Source organism: Nocardiopsis sp. CNS-639 (assembly GCF_000381685.1).
Classification (GTDB): Bacteria; Actinomycetota; Actinomycetes; order Streptosporangiales; family Streptosporangiaceae; genus Nocardiopsis; species Nocardiopsis dassonvillei.
In genome coordinates, this window is record NZ_KB906868.1 from 128,393 (window position 1) to 148,999 (window position 20,607).

Genomic DNA, 20,607 nt, shown 5'->3' on the forward strand with positions numbered 1-20,607 from the left:
AGAACACCGTGTCAGACCACGCCGGGGCGGGAACCGGAGCCGGAGCCGTGCGCGAGCAGGTGGCGGAGGTGCTCGGAACCCGGGGGTTCGCCGACACCGACGACCTCTTCGAGCACGGGCTGGACTCGTTGGGCCTGATCCGCCTGGTGGGCGCCTGGCGGGAGGACGGGTTCGACGTCACCTTCGAGGACCTGTCCGCCAACCCGACGGCGGCCGCCTGGAGCGCCCTGCTGCGGGGTTCGGCGGCCACGGAGCGCCCCGCGCTGCAGGAACCCGTGCGGCCGGTGGCGGAGGGGGAGCGCTTCCCCCTGGCGACCATGCAGCACGCCTACTGGATCGGCCGCCAGGACGGACAGCCGCTGGGCGGGGTCGCGGCGCACTTCTACACCGAGTTCGACGGCCACGGCGTGGACCCCGAACGCCTCGCCTCGGCCCTGCGGGCCGTGGTGGAGCGCCACCCGATGCTGCGTGTGAGGTTCGACGACGACGGCCACCAGCGCGTGCTTCCCGCGGCCGCCGTCCTCGCCGCGCCCGGAGCGGCTGACGCGCCTGCTGAGTCTGGTGCTCCTGTCGAGCTGAGTGGGTCCGTTGTGGCCAGCGCGCCTGTGGGGACCACCGCGTCTGTCGCGCCTGTCGTACCCGTGCCGTCTGCTGAGTCTGGTGCGCCTGTGGAGTCCGATGGGTCCGTTGTGTCCAGTGCGCCTGTGGGGACCGCATCCGACGCACCTGGCGCATCCATGCCCTCTGCTGAGCCTGGTGGGTCCGCTGGGACCAGCGCGTTCGCGCAGGCCGCCCCCGCCGTGACGGTCCACGACCTGACCGGCCTGGACCCCGAGGAGGCCGACCGGGTCCTCGCCCGGATCCGGGACACCTCCACCCACCGCCGCATGGACGTCGCCGCCGGACAGGTCCTGGACGTGGCCCTCTCCCTGCTGCCGGGCGGTGCCACCCGCCTGCACGTGGACCTGGACATGATCGTGGCCGACGCCCTCAGCCTGCGCGTCCTGCTGGAGGACCTGCGCACCGCCTACCGGGGTGACGACCTTCCGCCCCTGGAGTACGGCTTCGCCCGCTACCTCGCCGAACGCGCCTCCCGCGACCCCCGACCGCGCGAGCGCGCCCGCTCCTGGTGGCACGAACGCCTGCGCGAGATCCCTCCGCCGCCCGAACTGCCCGTCCTCCCGGGCGCCGCGCTCCCCGCCGCGTCCGGAACCGACGCCACCCGCTCCACCCGCCTGCACCACCGGCTCACCCCCGAGCGCACCCGGCTGTTCGAGCGGCGGGCCCGCGCCGCGGGCGTCACCCCCGCGGCCGCGCTGGCCGCCGCCTTCGCCGAGGTGCTGGGCGCCTGGAGTTCGGCCCCGCGGTTCTCGCTGAACCTGCCCCTGTTCGACCGCGCGCCCCTGCACCCCGACGTCGGCCGGGTCGTCGGCGACTTCAGCAGCTCGGTGCTCCTGGGCGTGGACACCGCCGACCCCGCTCCCTTCGCCGAGCGGGCGCGCAGGGTTCAGACCGACCTGCACGGGGCGATCGACCACGGCGCCTACGGGGGAGTGGAGGTCCTGCGCGACCTGGCCCGCCTCGACGGCGGCAACCCGGTCCTCGCCCCGGTCGTCTACACCAGCGCCATCGGCCTGGGCCCCCTGTTCACCGATCCCGTGCAGGAGTGCTTCGGCCGCCCCTCCTGGATCATCTCCCAGGGCCCCCAGGTCCTGCTCGACGCCCAGGTCACCGAACTCGACGGCGGGCTCCTGCTCAACTGGGACCTGCGCGAGCGCGCCTTCGCCCCCGGAACCATGGAGGCCGCCTTCGCCTGCTACCGCGCGCTCGTCGAGGACCTCACCGACGACCCCGCGGCCTGGAGCCGCCCCTTCCGTCCGGAACCCTCCCCGGACCGGGCCCGGGCGCGTGCCGCGCACACCCCCGACGCGGCGCCGCCCGGCCCCCGCCCGCTGCACGGGCGCTTCTTCGACCACGCCCGCACCGCCCCCGGCGACACCGCCCTGGTCCTGACCGACGGCGCGTCCCTGACCTACGGGGAACTGGCCGACCGGGCGCTGCGCGTGGCCGGAGCGGTGGCCGGGGCCGTGCCCGCGGGCGCGACCGTGGCCCTGGACCTGCCCCGGGGCGCCGACCAGGTCGCCGCCGTCCTGGGCGTGCTCGCCGCGGGCTGCGCCTACCTCCCCCTGGGCCGCGACCAGCCCGCCGTCCGCCGCGCGCGCGTCCTGGCCCAGGGCGGACCCGACCTGCTGATCTGCGACGACCCCGCACCGGCGGTCCTCACCGATCCCGCCGCGCCCGCCTCCGCCCCCGGGACGGCCGCCCCCGGCCACCTCCCGGTTCTCACCCCCGAACAGACGCGGCAGACCCCGCCGGGAACCCCGCGCGAGATCGCGCCGGACGCGCTGGCCTACGTGCTCTTCACCTCCGGCTCCACCGGAACGCCCAAGGGGGTGGAGGTCGAGCACCGGGCCGCCGCGCACACGATCGACGTGCTCAACGCCGTCCTGGACACCGGCACCGGCGACCGCACCCTCGCGCTCGCCGACTACGGCTTCGACATGTCGGTCTTCGACCTGTTCGCGCCGCTGTCGGCGGGCGGCGCCGCCGTCCTGGCCGACCCCGGGACACGGCGCGAGGCCGAACGCTGGGCCCGGGCCGCCTCGGACGCGTCGGTGACCGTCCTCAACTGCGTACCGGCCCTGCTGGACATGCTGCTGTCGGCGGTCGAGTCCGGCATGGCGCCGATGCCGCCCCTGCGAGCGGTCCTGCTCGGCGGCGACCGCGTCGCCCCCGGCCTGCGCGAACGGCTGCGCGCCCTCGCCCCCGAGTGCCGGTTCCTCGCCCTGGGCGGCATGACCGAGGCCGCCATCCACTCCACCCTGCTGGAGGTGGACCGGGCCGACCCCGCCTGGGCCTGCGTACCCTGGGGCCGCCCGCTGCCCGGCGTGCTGTGCCGCGTGGTCGACGCCCAGGGGCGCGACCGGCCCGACCTGGTCGCCGGTGAGCTGTGGGTGGGCGGCGCTGGACTGGCCCGCGGCTACCGGGGCGCCCCCGACGCCACCGCGGACCGCTTCGTCACCTCCGGCGGTCGGCGCTGGTACCGCACCGGCGACCTGGCCCGCTACGCCCCCGACGGAACCCTGGAGTTCCTGGGCCGGGCCGACCACCAGGTCAAGGTGAACGGCGTGCGCGTGGAGACCGGCGAGGTGGAGGCGGCGCTGGCCGCGCACCCGGAGGTGTCCCAGGCGGTCGCGGTCGCGCTCACCGAGCCCGCGCCCCGCCTGGCCGCGGTCGTCGTTCCCCGGGAGTCCGAGGATGCCGCCGCCCTGGCCGGGGCCGCGGCGGAGCACGCCCGCACCCTTCTGCCGCCCGCCATGCTCCCCGACCCCGTGCTGGTCCTCGACCGGATCCCGCTGACCCCCAACGGCAAACCCGACCGGGCCGCCGTCTCCCGCCTCCTGCGCGAGCACCTGGCCGGAGCCCCGCGCACCGGCGAGCCCCCCGTGGGCGAGACCGAGAGCCGCGTCGCCCGCGTCTGGGCCGACCTGCTGGGCTCCGGCCCGGTCAGCCGGACCGACTCCTTCTTCGCGCTCGGCGGCGACTCCCTGCTGGCCACCCGCGTGGTGGCCGCCCTGCGCGGGCTCGGCCACGCCGGAGCGGGCGTCTCGGACCTGTTCGCCCACCCCGTCCTGGCCGACTTCGCCGCCCGCCTCCCGGCCCGAGGCGAGGCCGTCGGCGGCCAGCGCGTCGTCCACGATCCCGCCTCGCGCCACGAACCCTTCCCGCCCACCGGCGTCCAGCGCGCCTACCTCACCGGGCGCAGCCCCGACTTCACCCTCGGCGGCGTCGGCACCTACCACTACACCGAGTTCGACGGCGCCGACGTGGACATGCGCCGCCTGGAGCACGCCCTGGACCGGCTCGTCACCCGGCACGACATGCTCCGGGCCGTCTTCGACGCGGACGGCTACCAGCGGGTCCTGCCCTCCGTGCCGCCCGTGCGCGTCCCCGTGACCGAGGCCGACCCCGACGACCCCGACACCGCGCTCGCCGAGCTGCGCGAGGCCATGTCCCACCAGGTCCTGGACCCCGAGCGCTGGCCCCTGTTCGACGTGCGGGCCGTGCGCTACACGCGCGACGGAGCCGAACGTGTCCGCCTCGGCGTCGGACTGGACTACCTGGTCCTGGACGCGCTCAGCATCATGACCCTCTACACCGAGCTGGACCTCCTCTACCGCGAGCCCGACGCCGTCCTGGACCCCGTCGAGGTGACCTTCCGCGACTACCTCACCCAGGTGCGGCCGGACCCCGAGCGCGAGCGGCGCGACCGCGACTACTGGCGCGAGCGCGTCGAGGACCTGCCCGCCGCCCCCGCCCTGCCGCTGCGCACCGATCCCGCCGACGTCGACCGGCCCCGGTTCACCCGCAGGGCCGACCGGCTCGACCCGAAGGAGTGGAACGCCCTCACCGGCCTGGCCCGCGCCGCGGGCGTCACCCCCGCCACCCTGCTGCTGGCCTGCTACGGCGAGGTCCTCGGCAGGTGGAGCGGGCAGACCGAACTCAGCCTCACCCTCACCCTGTTCAACCGCCACGACCTGCACCCCCACATCGGCCGCGTGCTCGGCGACTTCACCTCCCTGTCGCTGACCTCCTACCACCGCGCGCCCGGCCAGGACCCCGCCGGGGCGGCCCGCGACCTCCAGCGGCGCCTGGGCCGGGACCTGGACCACCGGGAGGTGCCCGCCGAGGAGGTGCTGCGCGAGCTGGCGCGGCGCACCGGCACCGCCCAGCCCGGGATCCCCGTGGTGTTCACCAGCTCCCTGGGTGTGGGCGAGGGGGTGTCCATGGACCTGTCCCCGGACTTCCCGCGGCGGGTGTGGGGCCTGTCCCAGTCGCCCCAGGTGTACCTGGACAACCAGGTCCTGGAGAGCGGCGGCGGACTGGAGGTGTACTGGGACGCGGTGGAGGACCTGTTCCGCCCCGGGGTCCTGGACGCCATGTTCGCGGCCTACCTGGAACTGCTGCGCGCGCTCGCCCGCGACGGCGAACAGGGCTGGGAGCAGGCCTGCGCCCGGATGCTGCCCGCCGACCAGCGCGTGGTGCGCGCCTCGGTCAACGCCCCCTCCGGGACCGCCCGGAAGGCCCTGCTGCACGACGCCTTCTTCGACGGAGCGGCCGCACGCGCCGACACCCCCGCCCTGGTCACGGACCGGGCCGTGACCACCCACGGCGAACTGGCGGACCGGTCCCTGCGCGTCGCCGCCGGACTGGTCGAACGCGGCGTGCGGCCCGGCGACGCGGTCGCGGTGTGCCTGCCCAAGGGCCCCGACCAGGTCTGCGCGGTCCTGGGCGTCCTGGCCGCCGGAGCCCTCTACGTTCCGGTCGGCGCGGGCCAGCCCCCGCTGCGGCGCGAGCGCATCCACCGCGCGGCCCGGACCGTGCTGGCCGTCGGCGACGGCACCGGCGCACCCCGGTCCGCCGGCGTGGCCGAACTCCTCCAGACCCCGCCCCTGGACGTGCCCGTGCCGCGCGACCCCGGCGAGGCCGCCTACACGATCTTCACCTCCGGTTCCACCGGGGAGCCCAAGGGCGTGGAGGTCTCCCACACCGCCGCGCTCACCACGGTCGCCGAGATCAACGACCGCTACCGGGTCGGCCCCGGCGACCGGGTCCTGGCCCTGTCCGCGCTCGACTTCGACCTGTCGGTCTACGACGTGTTCGGCCTGCTCGGCGCGGGCGGTGCGCTCGTCCTGCCCGAGGAGGACGAGCGCCGCGACCCCGAGCGCTGGCGCGCGCTGTGCGCCGAGCACGGCGTCACCGTCTGGAACACCGTCCCCGCCCTGCTCGACATGCTGCTCCTGGCCTCGCAGGACAGGGGGCTGCCCTCCTCGCTGCGGCTGGCCCTGGTCTCCGGGGACTGGGTGGGCGGCGACCTGGCGCCGCGCCTGCGCGAGGCGAGCGGCGCACGCGTCCACCTGGTGGCCCTGGGCGGCGCCACGGAGGCGGCCATCTGGTCCAACGCCTTCGACGGCGGCCACGTCCCGCCGGGGTGGCCCTCGGTGCCCTACGGAACGCCGCTGCGCGACCAGCGCTACCGGGTGGTGGACCCCCACGGGCTGGACTGCCCGGACTGGGTGGCGGGGGAGCTGTGGATCGGCGGGGCCGGGGTCGCCCTCGGCTACCGCGGCGATCCCGAGCGCACGGCCGCCCGGTTCGTCACCGCCGGGGGAGAGCGCTGGTACCGCACCGGCGACCAGGGCCGCTACCGTCCGGGCGCGCTCCTGGAGTTCCTCGGCCGCGCCGACCGCCAGGTCAAGGTGGGCGGCCACCGGCTCGAACTCGGTGAGGTCGAGGCGGCTCTGGAGGACCACCCCGGCGTGCGCCGGGCCGCGGCGCTGACGGTGGGGGAGCGCACCTCCCGCAGGGTGGTCGCCTTCGTCACCGAGGACGGCGAGGGGGTCGGGGCCGTGGACGGTTCCGGCGTCGTGGCCGACGGCCTGGCCCGCCACCTCGCCGCCCGGCTGCCCGCGCACGCCGTTCCCGGCAGCGTGCGGACGGTCGGGGAGATGCCCCTGACCGCCAACGGCAAGGTCGACCTCCGGGCGCTGGAGGAGCTGGCCGCCGCCGAGGCCGGTCCGTGCGGCGCCCCGCTCGCGGACGGGGTGGAGGAGCACATCGCCCGCGTCTGGGGCGAGCTGACCGGCGCCGCCGTCGAGGACCGCGACGCGAACTTCTTCGCCCTGGGCGGCACGAGCCTGCTGGCCATCCGCATGATCACCGTCCTGCGGCGCGAACTCAGCGAGGAGCTGTCCACCCGGGCCTTCCTGGCCGCGCCCACGCTCGCGGCGCTCGCCGACCAGGTCCGTGCGACCAGGGCGGAGGACGTCCAGGACGGGGTGATCTGACCTCGCCCGTCCCGTCAGCCGCTCTCGTGCCGTCCGGTGCTCCGGGCCTCGCCCGGAGACGCCCCACACGAACCGTCCGTCCCTCATGTCACCCGCTGTCCGAGCCCTCTCCGTTCCGTTCGCCTCTCAGTTCATAACCGCCCGCGTACCGCCTTCGCACTGACCGTCCCGTCGGCCGCTCCCGTGCCGTCCGTCGCTCCGGCCCAGCCCGGGGCCGTCCCACACGAACCGACCGCCACCGACCACCCCCGCGTTCACCACCCGTACCGGCCACCCCCTGCGTGACGCCCCGCGTTCACCACCCGTACCGACCGCCATCCCCACCCCCCGTGTAACGCCCCCCGCGCCATCCCCACCGTTCCCAGCCGGGTCCGCCCCGCGCGGACCGACCCGACGAGGAGAGCCCACCTTGCCGACCCCCGCCTCCGACGCCTCCGCAGTCCCCGCTGTCTCCGCAGCCCCCGGGGCCCTGCACTCCCTGCTCGACGAACTGCGCGCCGCGGGCGTCCACCTGTGGGCCGACGACGGCCGCATCCGCTTCCGCGGCCCCACCGGAGCCCTCACCGACGAGCACCGCGCCATCCTGCGCGAGTACCGCGACAGCGTCCTGGCCCTGCTGGAGGCCGAGGCCGCCCCCTCCCTCACCCCCGACCCCGACGCGCGCCACGACCCCTTTCCCCTGACCGACGTCCAGGGCGCCTACCTCGTCGGTCGCGGCCCGGCCTACGACTACGGCGGCGTGGCCTGCCACGCCTACGCGGAGCTGGAGTTCGACGACCTCGACCCCGACCGGCTGCGCACCGCCTGGAACGCGCTGGTGCGCCGACACGACATGCTGCGCTCCGTGGTCTCCCCCGAGGGCCACCAGCGGGTGCTGCCCGAGGCGCCGGGGGAGTCGCTGACCGTCACCGAGGTCGGCGGCGGAGACACCGCCGCCCACGCCGCCCGGGCCCGCGAGCGCCTGCGCGACCTCGTCCCCGACGCCTCCTCCTGGCCGCTGGTGCGCCTGCACCTCACCCGCGGCGACGACCGCGCCCACCTGCACCTGTCCGTGGACCTGCTCGCCGCCGACTACACCAGCGTCCGGCTGCTCCTGGACGAACTCGCCGCCCTCTACGCCGACCCCGAGCACCCCCTGCCGCCGCTGGGCGCGACCTTCCGCGACTACGTGCTCGCCCACCGGTCGCTGCGCGAGGGCGCCCGCTACCACCGCGACCGCGCCTACTGGACCGAGCGCGCCGACGACCTGCCGCCCGCCCCCGAGCTGCCCCTGGTCGAGCACTCGACCGACGCCTCCGCCCGCTTCACCCGTCTGGCCGCCGCCCTGCCGCCGGAGCAGTGGCGGGCCCTGCGCTCCCGGGCCGCCGACCGCGGCCTGACCCCCGCGGGCGTGGCCCTGGCCGCCTACGCCGAGGTGCTGGCCCTGTGGTCGCGCCGCCCCGACTTCACCCTCAACCTGCCCGTGTCCCAGCGCCTGCCGCTGCACCCGGACGTGGACCGCGTGGTCGGCGACTTCACCTCGCTCACCCTGCTCGCCGTGCACGCCGACGACGGCGCCACCTTCACCGAGCGCGCCCGCACCCGCCAGGGCCGCCTCATCGAGGACGTCGACCACTGCCTGTACTCGGGCAACGAGCTGCTGGCCGAACTCTCGCGCCGCCGCGACGAGCCCGCCGTGCTCATGCCCGTCGTCTTCACCGGCGCGATCGGCGCCGAGGAGGAGGACGGCGACGACTCCTGGGCCGCCCGGGAGGTCCACGGCCTGTCCCAGACCCCGCAGGTGTGGGTGGACTGCCAGGTGTCCCTGGCCGGGGGCGCCCTGGCCGTGCGCTGGGACGTGCGCGAGGGAGTCCTGCCCGACGGCCTGGCCGCCGACGCCTTCGCGGCCTACACCGACCTGCTGCGCCGCCTGGCCCTGTCCGACGAGCCCTGGGACGAGGCCGCACCGGCCGCGGTCCCCGCCCACCAGCTCCTCGCCCGCGCCGAGGCCAACGCCACCGAGGGCCCCCTGCCCGACGCCCTGCTGTACGAGGACGCCCTGGCCGCCGCGCTGCGCGACCCCGGGGCTCCCGCCGTCGTCCACCCCGACGCGTCCCTGACCCACGGCCAGCTGTGGGCGCGGATCACCGCCGTGGCCGACGAGCTGCGCGCCCGCGGCTGCGGCCCGGGCGACCGCGCGGCCGTGGTCATGGACAAGGGCGTGGAACAGGTGGTCGCCGCACACGCCGTCCTGCTGACGGGCGCCGCCTACGTCCCGGTCGACACCACCCAGCCCGCCGCGCGCCGCCGCGCCATCCTGCGCGACGCCGGGGTGCGCCACGTCCTCACCCAGTCCTGGCTGGCCGAGATCGGCGACTGGGAGCAGGACGTCGAACCCGTCGAGGTGGACGCGGTCCCCGCCGCCGACGCGGTCCCCGCGGCCTGGACGCCCGACGCGCTCCCGCCCCGCCCCGTGGACCCCGACGCCCTCGCCTACGTCATCTACACCTCCGGCTCCACCGGAACCCCCAAGGGGGTCATGGTCAGCCACCGCGCCGCCCTCAACACGATCGCCGACGTCAACCGCCGCTTCTCCGTCGGCTCCGGCGACCGGGTCCTCGGTCTGGCCGCCCTCGGCTTCGACCTGTCCGTCTACGACCTGTTCGGCCCCCTCGGCGCGGGCGGGGCCATCGTGCTCCCCCACGCGGACCGGCGCGGCGACCCCTCGCACTGGGCGGAGCTGGCCCGCGAACACGGGGTGACCCTGTGGAACTCCGTGCCCGCCCAGATGGGCATGCTCGCCGACTACCTCTCCACCGCGCCCGCGCAGGCGCCGACCACCCTGCGCGTGGCCCTGCTCTCGGGCGACTGGATCCCGCTCACCCTGGCCGACCGCGTCCGCGCCCACCTGCTCGGCACCGCCCTGTACAGCTTCGGCGGCGCCACCGAGGGTTCCATCTGGTCCATCCACCACCCCATCGGTGAGGCCGACCCGTCCTGGCCCAGCGTCCCCTACGGCCGCCCCCTGACCAACCAGACCTTCCACGTCCTGGACGGGCGCATGGGCGACCGCCCCGACTGGGTCGCGGGCGAACTCCACATCGGCGGAGCGGGCGTGGCCACCGGCTACCTGGGCGACGAGGCCCGCACCGCCGAACGCTTCGTCACCCACCCGCGCACCGGGGAGCGCCTGTACCGCACCGGCGACCTGGGCCGCTACCGGCCCGGCGGCGACATCGAGTTCCTGGGCCGCGAGGACGACCAGGTCAAGATCCGCGGACACCGGGTGGAGCTGGCCGAGATCGAGGCCGCCCTCACCGCCCACCCCGCCGTGGCCTCCGCCGCCGTCCTGGCCGTGGGCGGGCGCGAGGACCGGCGCCTGGCCGCCTTCGCCGAGACCGCCCGCCGCCCGTCCGACGCGCCCGCCGGAACCGGACCCGGGTCCGCCGCCCTGGCCGCCGCGTCCGCCGTCGGCGAGGCCACCGCGAACCTGGACCGCGACGACCTGGCCGCCTTCCTCGACGCGATGCGCGCCACCGCGCTGGGCGCCATCACCCGCACCCTGACCGGCGCCGGACTGTTCTCCGACACCGGCCACACCACCGAGGAGGTCATCGAGCGCCTGGGCACCGACCGGCGCCACCACCGGCTCGTGCGCCGCTGGCTGCGCGCCCTGGCCGACGCCGGACGCCTGACCCGCGACGGCGACCGGTGGAGCGGACTGCGCCACGTGGACGAGGACGGGCAGCGCGCCGCCTGGGAGCGCCTGGCCGACCTGGAGCGGCGGGTGGACTACGGCACCGAGGTCCTGGAGTACATGCGGGCCTGCTCGGGCCGCCTCCCCGAACTGCTGCGCGGCGACCTCGACGTGCGCACCCTCCTCTTCCCCGGCGCCGCGCTCGACACCGCGGGCGCCGCCTACCGCGACAACCTGGCCGTGCGCCACCTCAACGCGGCGGCCGCCGCGGCCCTGGCCGACGCCGCCGCCAGCCGGACGGCCGACGGGCCGCTGCGGGTCCTGGAGATCGGCGCGGGCGTCGGCGGCACCACCGAGGCCGTCGTCACCGCCCTGGCGGGCCACCCGGCCGAGTACCGCTTCACCGACGTCTCCCCGTTCTTCGTCAACGAGGCCAGGGAGCGGTTCGCCGACTTCCCCTGGGTGTCCTTCGGCCTGTTCGACCTCAACCGCGAGGCCGGGGCCCAGGGCTACGCGCCCAACTCCTTCGACGCGGTCGTGGCCGCCAACGTCCTGCACAACGCCGTGGACGCCGACGCCGCCCTGGCCCGCGTCACCGAACTCCTCGCCCCCGGCGGCCACCTGGTGTTCCTGGAGACCACCGCCGAACACGACCCGGCGCTGCTGGTGTCCATGGAGTTCCTCGACGGGCTCGACGGAGGCCACCGCGACGCCCGCGCCGAGCACGACCAAACCTTCCTCACCCGCGACCAGTGGGAGAGCGCCCTGGAGCGGGCCGGGGCGACGGAGCCCCTGGCCCTGCCCGAGGCGGACGACCGCCTCTCAGAGACCGGGCAGACCCTCTACCTGGCCCGGGTGAAGACCGACCGGACGCCGGTCACCGCCGACGAACTGGTCCGCCACACCGCCACCCGCCTGCCCGAGTACATGGTGCCCGCGCACTGGCGGCTGCTGGACGCGCTGCCGCTCACCGCCAACGGCAAGGTCGACCGGGCCGCGCTCCTGCGCGCCCTGCCCGGGGACGACGCCCCCGGAACCGCCGACACCGCCACCGGCGAGCCCGCCGACGACCTCGAACGCGCCCTGTGCGGGCTGTGGGCCGAGCTGCTGGAGCGCGGCGCGGTCGGCCGCGACGACGACTTCTTCGCGCTGGGCGGCGACTCCCTGCTGGTCGCCCGCATGGTCGGCAGGCTCAGCGAGGTCCTGCCCGACACCGGAGCCGACATCGAGTGGGAGGTGGTCCTGCGCCACATGCTGCGCCGTCCCACCGTCGCCGGACTGGCCGCCTACCTGCGCGACCTGTCCGGGCAGGTCCGCGCCTCCGCCGAGGGCAAGCCCGACCCCTACGTGCCCCTCAACGGGCCGGGCGGGGGCGCGGTCACCGCCCTGGTCCACGCCGGGACCGGAACCCTCATCCCCTACCGCTCCCTCATCACCGAGATCCGGCGGCGCTCGCGCGGCCAGGCCACCCTGGTCGGCCTGGAGCTGCCCGACGTCCCCGCCTTCCTGGACGCCGACCCCGCCGCGGTGATCAAGCGCTGGGCCGCCGACTACGCCAACGCCCTGCTCGAACGCGGCGGCGACCGCTTCCACGTCGTCGGCTACTGCCTGGGCGGCCTCGTCGCCACCGAGGTCGCGCGCACGCTCACCGACGCCGGGGCCGAGGTCGCCTCCCTGACCGCCATCAGCACGCACCGGCCGCCGTTCCGCCTGGACGACGAGCTGATCTCGGAGTACGCCTTCGCCGTCATGATGGGCATCGATCCGGTCTCGGTGGGCTTCCCCGCCGACGAGAACCGGGTGTCGGCCGCCTCCGACCAGCTGCTCGCGGCCACCCCCGGCCTGCTCCCGGACGGCGCCATCGGCCGCCTGACCGGCGAGTACGCCGACGTGGCCGAGCGCTTCCGCGAACTGGCGAAGGTGCCCCGCCAGACCAGGATCGAGCGGATGTGCGCCGCCGTGCCGCCCTCGGCCGGGACCTACACCCCCGAGGCGCTCAACGAGATGTTCGCGATCTTCCGCCAGAGCGTCTTCGCCATCTCCCGCTACGAGCCCGAGCCCTACGCCGGGGACGTCACCTTCCTGCGCCACGGCGGCGCCTACCCCTTCCCCGGCAACAAGGAGAGCGTCACCACCTACTGGGAGCGCCTGGTCCTGGGCGAACTGGACATCGTGGACGTGCCCGGCGACCACTTCAGCCTGCTGTCGGTGCCCTACGCCCCCGGCGTCCTCAAGCGCCTGGAGGACATCACCGGAGGGGACGTGGTCCGGTGAGCGGCGCGACCGACCGCGCGGTGGGCGTGGTGGGCGCCTCCGGGGCCGTGGGCCGGGCCGCAGCCCGCCGCCTGCGCGCCCTGGGCCACACCCGCCTGCTGCTCGGGGGGCGCCGCACCGCGCCCCTGGAGGAGCTGGCCGCCGAACTGGGCCCCGGCACCGCCGTCCGGGCGGTGGACGCCGACTCCCCGGAGTCGCTGCGGGCCTTCTGCTCCGGACTCGACGTGGTGCTCAACTGCGCCGGGCCCTCCTACCGCATCGCCGACGCCGTGGCGGTGCGGGCCCTGGCCGCCGGAGCCGACTACGTGGACGTGACGGGCGACGGGCCCGCGCACGACCGCCTCAGCCGCACCCCCGCCGCACGGGACCACGCGATCGTCCTGTCGGCGGGGGTGCTCCCCGGCCTGTCCGCCCTGCTGCCGCGCTGGTTCGCCGCCCGGCACGGCCTGGAGCGGATGAGCGCCCACGCGGGCGGGCTGGAGAGGTGCACCGAGGCCGCCGCGGGCGACCTGCTGCTCTCCCTGCCCGGCGCCGACGACCCGACCGCCGTCTTCGGACGGCCCCTGGCCGCCTGGCGGGAGGGCCGGGTCGTGGAGAGGGCGCTGCGCGCCGCCGACGGCGTCCGACCGCCCGGGTTCCCGGGCACCGCGTTCGTCCAGCCCTTCCTCACCGAGGAGGCCCGCCGCCTGGCCGCCGACCTGGGCCTGCGCGAACTGGAGTGGTACAACGTCCACCCCGGTGAGCGGGTCCGCGCCGTGCTGACCTCGGTCGCGGGGCGCCCGGTCGCCGACCCGGCCGCGGCGGCGGAGCGCCTGCGGCGCGCGGCCGGGGTGGACCTGGCCGGGCGCACGCCCTACTACCAACTCGTGTACGCGCTCACCGCCCCCTCCGGGCGGCGCAGCGTGATGACCGCGCGCTTCTCCGACAGCTACCGCATGACCGGCCGCGTGGGCGCGCAGGCCGCCGACGCGGTGGCGCGCGGGCTGGTGCCCCGGGGCCTGCACCACGCCGCCGACGTCCTCGACCCCGAGGCCGCGGTCACCGCCCTGTTCGACGACCCCGGGGCCGCGAGCCTGCGGGTGGAGGACGCCGCGGGCGAGGACGCCGGGGTCGAGGAGGGCGCCCTGTGAACCCGCGACCCCTGCGCGTGCTGCTGTGCGGCACCGGCTTCGGCCGCTTCTACGCCGACGCGCTGGCGCGCATGCCCGACACCTTCGAACTCGCCGGGATCCTCTCCCGGGGCGGCGAGTTCTCCCGACGCTACGCCGAGCGGGCCGGGGTGCCCTTGTACACCGGCGTCGACCAGGTGCCCGACAGCGTCGACGCGGCCTGCGTGGTCGTGGGCGCGGCGGTCTCCGGCGGGGCCGGGGGCGAGCTGGCCCGCGCCCTGCTGGCCAGGGGCGTGCACGTCCTCCAGGAGCACCCCGTCCACGAGGACGAACTCACCGCGGCCCTGCGCGCCGCCCGCGGCGGGGGAGCGGTCTACCACCTCAACCCCTTCTACCGGCACGTGGCGCCGATCCGGCGCTTCCTGGAGGCGGCCCGTGTCCTGCGCGAGCGGGGACCGGTGCTGTTCGCCGACGCCACCTCCGCCGTCCAGGTCCTGTACCCGCTGCTGGACGTGCTCGCGCGCGCCCTGGGCGGGCTGCGCCCCTGGGCGCTGACCGAACCGCTCGCGACGGACCCCGAGGTCGCCTCCCTGACCGCGCACGCCCAGCCCTACCGGGTGCTCCAGGGCAGCGTCTCGGGGGTCCCCCTGATCCTGCGGGTGCAGAACCAGATGGATCCCTCCGACGGGGACAACCACGCCCTGCTCTGGCACCGGCTGGCCCTGGGCACCGAACACGGGGTGCTCACCCTGGCCGACACCCACGGCCCCGTGCTCTGGCAGCCCCGGCTGTACGCGCCCCGCGACGCCCACGGCCGCCTGCGTTCCACCGGGCCGGACACCGGGCACCTGGCCGAACCGGCCACCACGGTGCTGGAGGGAACGGACGCGCCGCCCTACCGGGAGGTCTTCGACCGCCTGTGGCCCGAGGCGCTCACCCGTGCCCTGGCCGACTTCGCCGCCGACGTGCGCGCCGGGGCGAACCCGCTGGTGCGGGGGCAGTTCGACCTCGGTGTGTGCCGGATGTGGCACGAGACCACCGGCCGCCTGGGCCGGCCCGAGGTCATCCGTCCCGGTCCGCCCACGGCGCACCTGAGTGCCGCCGACCTGGGACCGGCTCCGCGCGACGGGGACGCCCGGGAGGCGGCGCCGTGACTCCCCGGGCCACGCCTCCCGTGCCCCTCGGGGCACCGCGGACGGTCGGGGACGCAGCCCCTCCGCCGGGGACGAGGGCTTCGCCCGTCATCCCCGGGGTCCCCGCCCCGTGGCACGGGCCCCCACCCGAGACCTCCGGGGATCCTCCGACTCCGTGGACCTCCAGCAACGCGACCCCGTCAGAAAGGCCGACAACCCCATGACCCCCGCTCCCGCGCGCTCCTGGCTGCGCCGCTTCCGGCCCCGCCCCGGGGCCCGGACGCGCCTGGTGTGCCTGCCCCACGCGGGCGGCGGCGCCAACGCCTACCGCGCCTGGGCCGCGCTCCTGCCCTCCGGCGTCGACCTGGTGTGCGTGCAGTACCCCGGCCGCGAGGACCGCTTCGGCGAACCCCTCGTGGACGACATGGCCACCGTCGTCACGGCCGTCGCCGAGGAACTCACCCCCCTGCTCGACCGGCCCTACGCCCTGTTCGGCCACAGCATGGGCTCCGCCGTGGCCTACGAACTGGCCCGGACCCTGCGCGCGGCGGGCCTGCCCGAGCCGGACCGCCTCTTCGCCTCCGGGCGCCGGGCCCCGGCCGACGCCCCGCCCGGCCGCGTCCACCTCGCCGACGACGAGGCGATCGTCTCCGAGCTGGTCCGCCTGGGCGGGACCCGGCGCGAGGTCCTGGAGGAGCCCGGCCTGCGCGAGGCGGTCCTGGGCTACGTCCGCAACGACTACCGGCTCGTGGAGCGCTACACGCCCTTCCCCGGACCGCCGCTGAGCTGCCCGGTCAGCGTGTTCCTGGGCGACGACGACCCCGAGGTGGACGCGGACCTGGCCCGGCGCTGGTCGGCCACCACCAGCGGACGCGTGGACGTGCGCGTGTTCGCGGGCGACCACTTCTACCTCGGACCGGAGCGGGAGGCCGTCGTGTCCGAGGTCCTGCGCCGCCTGGACCCGGCGCTGGCCGCAGCACCCGGCCCCTGGCCCAGCACCCCCTGACCACACCGCAGAACCTGGAGGACACCATTCCCGCCATCGACTACTACTCACCGGGCGCCGAGTTCTTCGACCTCGTCGGCCACCGGCACATGGTCACCAGCACGCCCGCCCTGCGCGCGGCGCTGACCGGCCTGGACACCGCCCACGGACCCGTCGTCGACATCGGCGCGGGCACCGGACTGGTGACCGCCGCCATCGCCGAGATCCTGCCCTCGGCCAGGATCCACTCGGCCGAGCCCTCGCCGAACATGCGCGCGATCCTCACCAGCCGCGTCTTCGCCGACCCCGACCTGCGCCGACGCGTCACCGTGCTGCCCGAACCCGCCCAGGACCTGCCTCTGCCGGACTCGATCTCGGCCGCGGTCGTCTTCGGCGTGGCCGGGCACATCCCCCGCGCCGAACGCCTGGTCCTGTGGCGGCGCCTGGCCGAACGGCTCCCTCCGGGCGGCCCCGTGGTCGTGGAGCTGATGGGGGTGGACACCCCCCGTTCCATCCCGTCCGTGCGCATGTGCCGGGAGACCGTGGGCGACCAGACCTACGAGTGGTGGATGTCCGGCGAGCCCGCTGGGCCCGGGACCATGCGCTGGCGCACCCAGTGGCGGGTCTTCCGCGGCGGCGACCTGGTGCGCACCGTGGACGACGAGTACGACTGGGAGACCTTCGGCGTCGAGCGCCTCGCCGAGGAGTCCGGCATGTCCGTGCGGCGCCTGCCCCGGACCGGCCGCGAGGCCACCCCGGAGATCGGGGTGCTGGTCAGGTGAGCACCGCACAGGACACCTCCCCGCGCACACAGGCCGCGCCGGAGCCCGGAACCGGGCGCGCGCCCTCCCCGCTCGGCGTTCTCCTCGAACCCGTCCGGGGGCGCGTCCGCGCTGCCGTGGCCCTCCAGGGCCTGGCCAGCGCGCTCGGCCTCGTCCCCCTGATCTGCCTGGCCGAGGCCGCCGCCGCGCTGCTGGCCGACGGGCCGACCGACACCGCCCTGGTGTGGACGCTGGTCACGGTCGCGCTGGCCGGAGCGGTCGCCGCCCTGGCCGCGGGCACCGCCTCCACCCTGGTCGGGCACCTGGCCGACAACGACATGCAGCTGTCCGTGCGGCGCGCCCTGGCCCGCCACCTGGGGCGGGTTCCGCTGGGCTGGTTCTCCGGCCGCGGCTCCGGCCGGGTCAAGAAGGCCCTGCACGACGACATCGAGGACGTCCACTCCCTGGTCGCCCACACCCTCCCCGACCTGGCGGCCGTCGTGGCGGTCCCCGTGGTCGCCCTGGCCTACCTCGCCTCCGTGGACTGGCGCCTGACCCTGGTCGCGGTGCTGCCGGTGGCCGCGGGAGTCCTGCTGTTCGCGCGGGCCATGGCCGGGTCCATGAAGAAGATGGCCGAGTACGCCGAGGCGATGGGCGCGGTCAACACCGCGGCCGTGGAGTTCGTGGACGGCATCCAGGTGGTCAAGCACTTCGGCGGCCACCGCAGGGCCCACGAGCGCTTCACCCGGGCCGCCGACGCCTTCGCGGACTTCTTCGTCTCCTGGTCGCGCGCCACCACCCCGGCCACGGTCGCCTCCTTCCTGGTGCTGTCGGCGCCCACGGTCACCGTCACCGTGGTGGCGGCGGGGGCGGGCTTCGCCGCCCTGGGCTGGAGCGAACCCGTCTCGGTGGTGGCCTTCGCCCTGCTGGCCCCGGCGCTGTGCGCGCCGATGAACGTGATCGGCTCACGGGTGCAGCAGATCCAGACGGCGCGGGCCGCCGCCGGACGGGTCCGCGACCTGCTCGCCACCCCGCCCCTGCCCGAGGGCTCCGGCGGGGGCCCGCGGGGCGCCCGCGTGGTCTTCGACGGGGTGCGCTTCGCCTACCCGGCCCAGGACGGCGCCGGGGGGAACGGGGCGGGCGAGGAGGTCCTGCGCGGCGTGGACCTGGTCCTGGAGCCGGGCACCGTGACCGCCCTGGTCGGCCCGTCCGGCGCGGGCAAGACCACCCTGGCCACCCTGCCCGCGCGCTTCGCCGACGTCACGGCGGGCGCGGTCACCGTGGGCGGGGCGGACGTGCGCGACATCCCCGCCGAGGAGCTGTACCGCACGGTCGGCTTCGTGTTCCAGGACGTGCGGCTGCTGCGGGAGACCGTGGCCGACAACATCGCCATGGGCCGCCCCGGGGCGACCCGCGAGGAGGTGGAGGAGGCCGCCCGCGCCGCCCGCGTCGCCGAACGGATCGAGGCGCTGCCGCGCGGCTACGACTCCGTGGTGGGCGAGGACGCCGACCTGTCCGGCGGTGAGGCCCAGCGGGTCTCCATCGCCCGCGCCCTGCTCGCCGACACCCCCGTGCTGGTGCTGGACGAGGCCACCGCCGCCGTGGACCCGGTGTCGGAGGCGGCCATCCAGGACGCCCTCAGCGAACTGGCCCGGGGCCGCACGGTCCTGGTGATCGCGCACCGGCTGAGCACCGTGGCCGGGGCCGACCTCATCGCGGTCATGGACGAGGGGAGCGTGGTGGAGCGCGGCGCCCACGGCGAGCTGCTGGCGCGCGGCGGCCGGTACGCCGACCTGTGGCGCGCCCAGCACCCGGAGGCCGGTGACGGGGACGCGTCCGACAGGGCCGCCCATGACGGGGCCGCACGAGACGAACCGGGAGAAGACCAGTGATCCGCGCCTTCCTCAAGGCACTGGGACCCGAGCAGGCCGGGCCCATGCGCGCGAGCCTCGCGCTCACCACCGTCGTCTCGGCCCTCCAGGGCGTGCTGTTCGCCCTCCTGGTGCCCGTGCTGTCCCACCTCCTGGGTCCCGACCCGGACCGGGCCTGGCCCTGGGCGGCCGTCCTGCTCGCCGCCACCGCCGTCTACGCGGTCCTGCGCGCGGGCAGCCTGTACCTCAACTTCCGCGTCGGCGGCGCGCTCTCGCGGGCCCTGCACCACCGGCTCGGCGACCACGTCGTCCGCCTGCCCCTGGGATGGTTCACCGGAGGCCGGGTCGGGGAGCTCAACCGCCTCGCCACCGACGGCGTCTCCCGGGCCACCAGCCTGCCCGTGCACCTGTACCCGCCCCTGGCCGACGCGGTGGTCACCCCCCTCGTCTCGGTCCTGGCCCTGTTCGTGTGGGACTGGCGGATCGCGCTCGCGGCCGCCGCCTGCCTGCCGCTGCTGTGGATGGTCTTCACCCTGTCCGGGGAGGCGGTCGGGCGCAACGACGCCGCACGCGACGCCGTCACCGACGAGGCCGCCGACCGGGTCCTGGAGTACGCCCGCGCCCAGCCCGTGCTGCGCGCCTTCGGCAGGACGGACAAGGGCGGCCAGCGCCTCGACGCGGCGCTGGAGGCCGAGCACGGCGCCGCCCGCCGCCTGCTGCTGCGCGCGGTCCCCGCCCTGCTCGGCTACTCCTTCGCGGTGCGCCTGGCCTTCGGCCTGCTCCTGGTCGCCACCGTGTTCCTCGCGCTCGGCGGCACCCTCGACGCGCCCCTGGCGGTCGCGCTGCTCGTGCTCGTGGCCAGGTTCGTCCACCCCCTGTCCGGCGCGGCCGACCAGGGGGCCGCCCTGAGGATGGCGACGAACGGGCTCGACCGGATCAACGCCGTCCTGGAGGCGCGCCCCCTCCCCGAACCGGACACGCCGGTTCCGCCCCGGGGCGCGGACGTGGAGTTCGACGACGTGTCCTTCTCCTACGCCCCGGACGGGCCCCGCGTCCTGGAGGGGGTCTCCTTCCGGGCCGAACCCGGGACGCTCACCGCCCTGGTCGGGCCCTCGGGTTCGGGCAAGACCACGGTGGCCCGGCTGCTGGCGCGCTTCCACGACGCCGACGCGGGCAGCGTGCGCCTCGGCGGGGTGGACGTGCGTTCGGTCGGCAGCGAGGAGCTGTCCCGGCACGTGGCGATGGTCTTCCAGGACGTGTACCTGTTCGACGCGAGCATCGCCGAGAACGTGCTCCTGGCCGACCCCGCGGCCACGCGGGAGGACCTGGACCGGGTGGCCGCCGCCTCCGGCCTTGATGCGGTGGTGGCCGAGTTGCCGGACGGCTGGGACACCCGCGTCGGCGAGGGCGGCGCCTCGCTCTCAGGAGGGCAGAAGCAGCGGGTCTCCATCGCCCGCGCCCTGCTCAAGGACGCGCCGGTCGTCGTCCTGGACGAGGCCTCGGCCGCCCTGGACGCGGAGAACGAGGCGCTGCTGACCGCGACCGCTGTTTCCCTGGCGCGGGAGCGCACGGTGCTCGTCATCGCGCACCGGCCCGCCACCGTGGCCGCCGCGGACCGGGTGGTCTTCCTCGACGCCGGACGCGTCGCGGAGGCCGGAACCCCGGCCGAACTCCTCGCCGCGGGAGGGCGCCACGCCGAGTTCGCCCGTGCGCGCGAGCGGGCCCGGGGCTGGAGGCTGACCGCCGAACCCTCCTGACCCGGAGCGGCCGTCCGACCCGGACCGGTCCCGATCGCGTCCGCGCGCGGCGTCCCCACCGCCGCGCGCGGGCCCCACACGCCCCTTTCCGAACCCCACCCGCGACGGCACGCCGCCGTCCGGGCCGCCCCCC

8 protein-coding genes are annotated in these 20,607 nt (G+C 76.3%); all 8 read left to right on the forward strand.

Annotated features, from left to right (window positions below; translation table 11 throughout):
• Positions 1–8 precede the first annotated feature (8 nt).
• The 8 genes from G011_RS0121420 (at position 9) to G011_RS0121455 (ending at position 20,474) form a co-directional block, all read left to right on the forward strand.
• Positions 9–6,908, forward strand: a complete 6,900-nt coding sequence (locus G011_RS0121420; RefSeq protein WP_231391549.1) for a non-ribosomal peptide synthetase — start codon at positions 9–11, stop codon at positions 6,906–6,908.
• Between the two features lie 409 nt (positions 6,909–7,317).
• Positions 7,318–12,858, forward strand: a complete 5,541-nt coding sequence (locus tag G011_RS32805) for a non-ribosomal peptide synthetase (protein WP_019610269.1) — start codon at positions 7,318–7,320, stop codon at positions 12,856–12,858.
• Positions 12,855–13,988 carry a saccharopine dehydrogenase NADP-binding domain-containing protein gene (locus tag G011_RS0121430; protein WP_019610270.1) on the forward strand — a complete coding sequence of 378 codons (1,134 nt, stop codon included), beginning with the start codon at positions 12,855–12,857 and terminating at the stop codon, positions 13,986–13,988. The genes G011_RS32805 and G011_RS0121430 overlap by 4 nt, the downstream gene beginning before the upstream one ends.
• Positions 13,985–15,121 (forward strand): Gfo/Idh/MocA family oxidoreductase, encoded by a 1,137-nt coding sequence (locus G011_RS0121435; RefSeq protein ID WP_019610271.1) that lies wholly within the window; start codon positions 13,985–13,987, stop codon positions 15,119–15,121. The genes G011_RS0121430 and G011_RS0121435 overlap by 4 nt, the downstream gene beginning before the upstream one ends.
• Positions 15,122–15,320: 199 nt before the next feature.
• The gene (locus G011_RS0121440; RefSeq protein ID WP_026338511.1) at positions 15,321–16,106 is read left to right on the forward strand and encodes a thioesterase II family protein; all 786 of its coding nucleotides are present in this window, start codon (positions 15,321–15,323) and stop codon (positions 16,104–16,106) included.
• A gap of 89 nt (positions 16,107–16,195) precedes the next feature.
• Positions 16,196–16,867, forward strand: a complete 672-nt coding sequence (locus G011_RS0121445) for a trans-aconitate 2-methyltransferase (RefSeq protein WP_019610273.1) — start codon at positions 16,196–16,198, stop codon at positions 16,865–16,867.
• On the forward strand, positions 16,864–18,738 hold the full coding sequence (locus tag G011_RS0121450) for an ABC transporter ATP-binding protein (RefSeq protein ID WP_019610274.1): 1,875 nt from the start codon (positions 16,864–16,866) through the stop codon (positions 18,736–18,738). Before G011_RS0121445 ends, G011_RS0121450 begins: the two co-directional genes overlap by 4 nt.
• Entirely contained in the window at positions 18,735–20,474 is a 1,740-nt protein-coding gene (locus tag G011_RS0121455) for an ABC transporter ATP-binding protein (protein ID WP_019610275.1), read from the forward strand. Before G011_RS0121450 ends, G011_RS0121455 begins: the two co-directional genes overlap by 4 nt.
• The last annotated feature ends 133 nt before the right edge of the window (positions 20,475–20,607 follow it).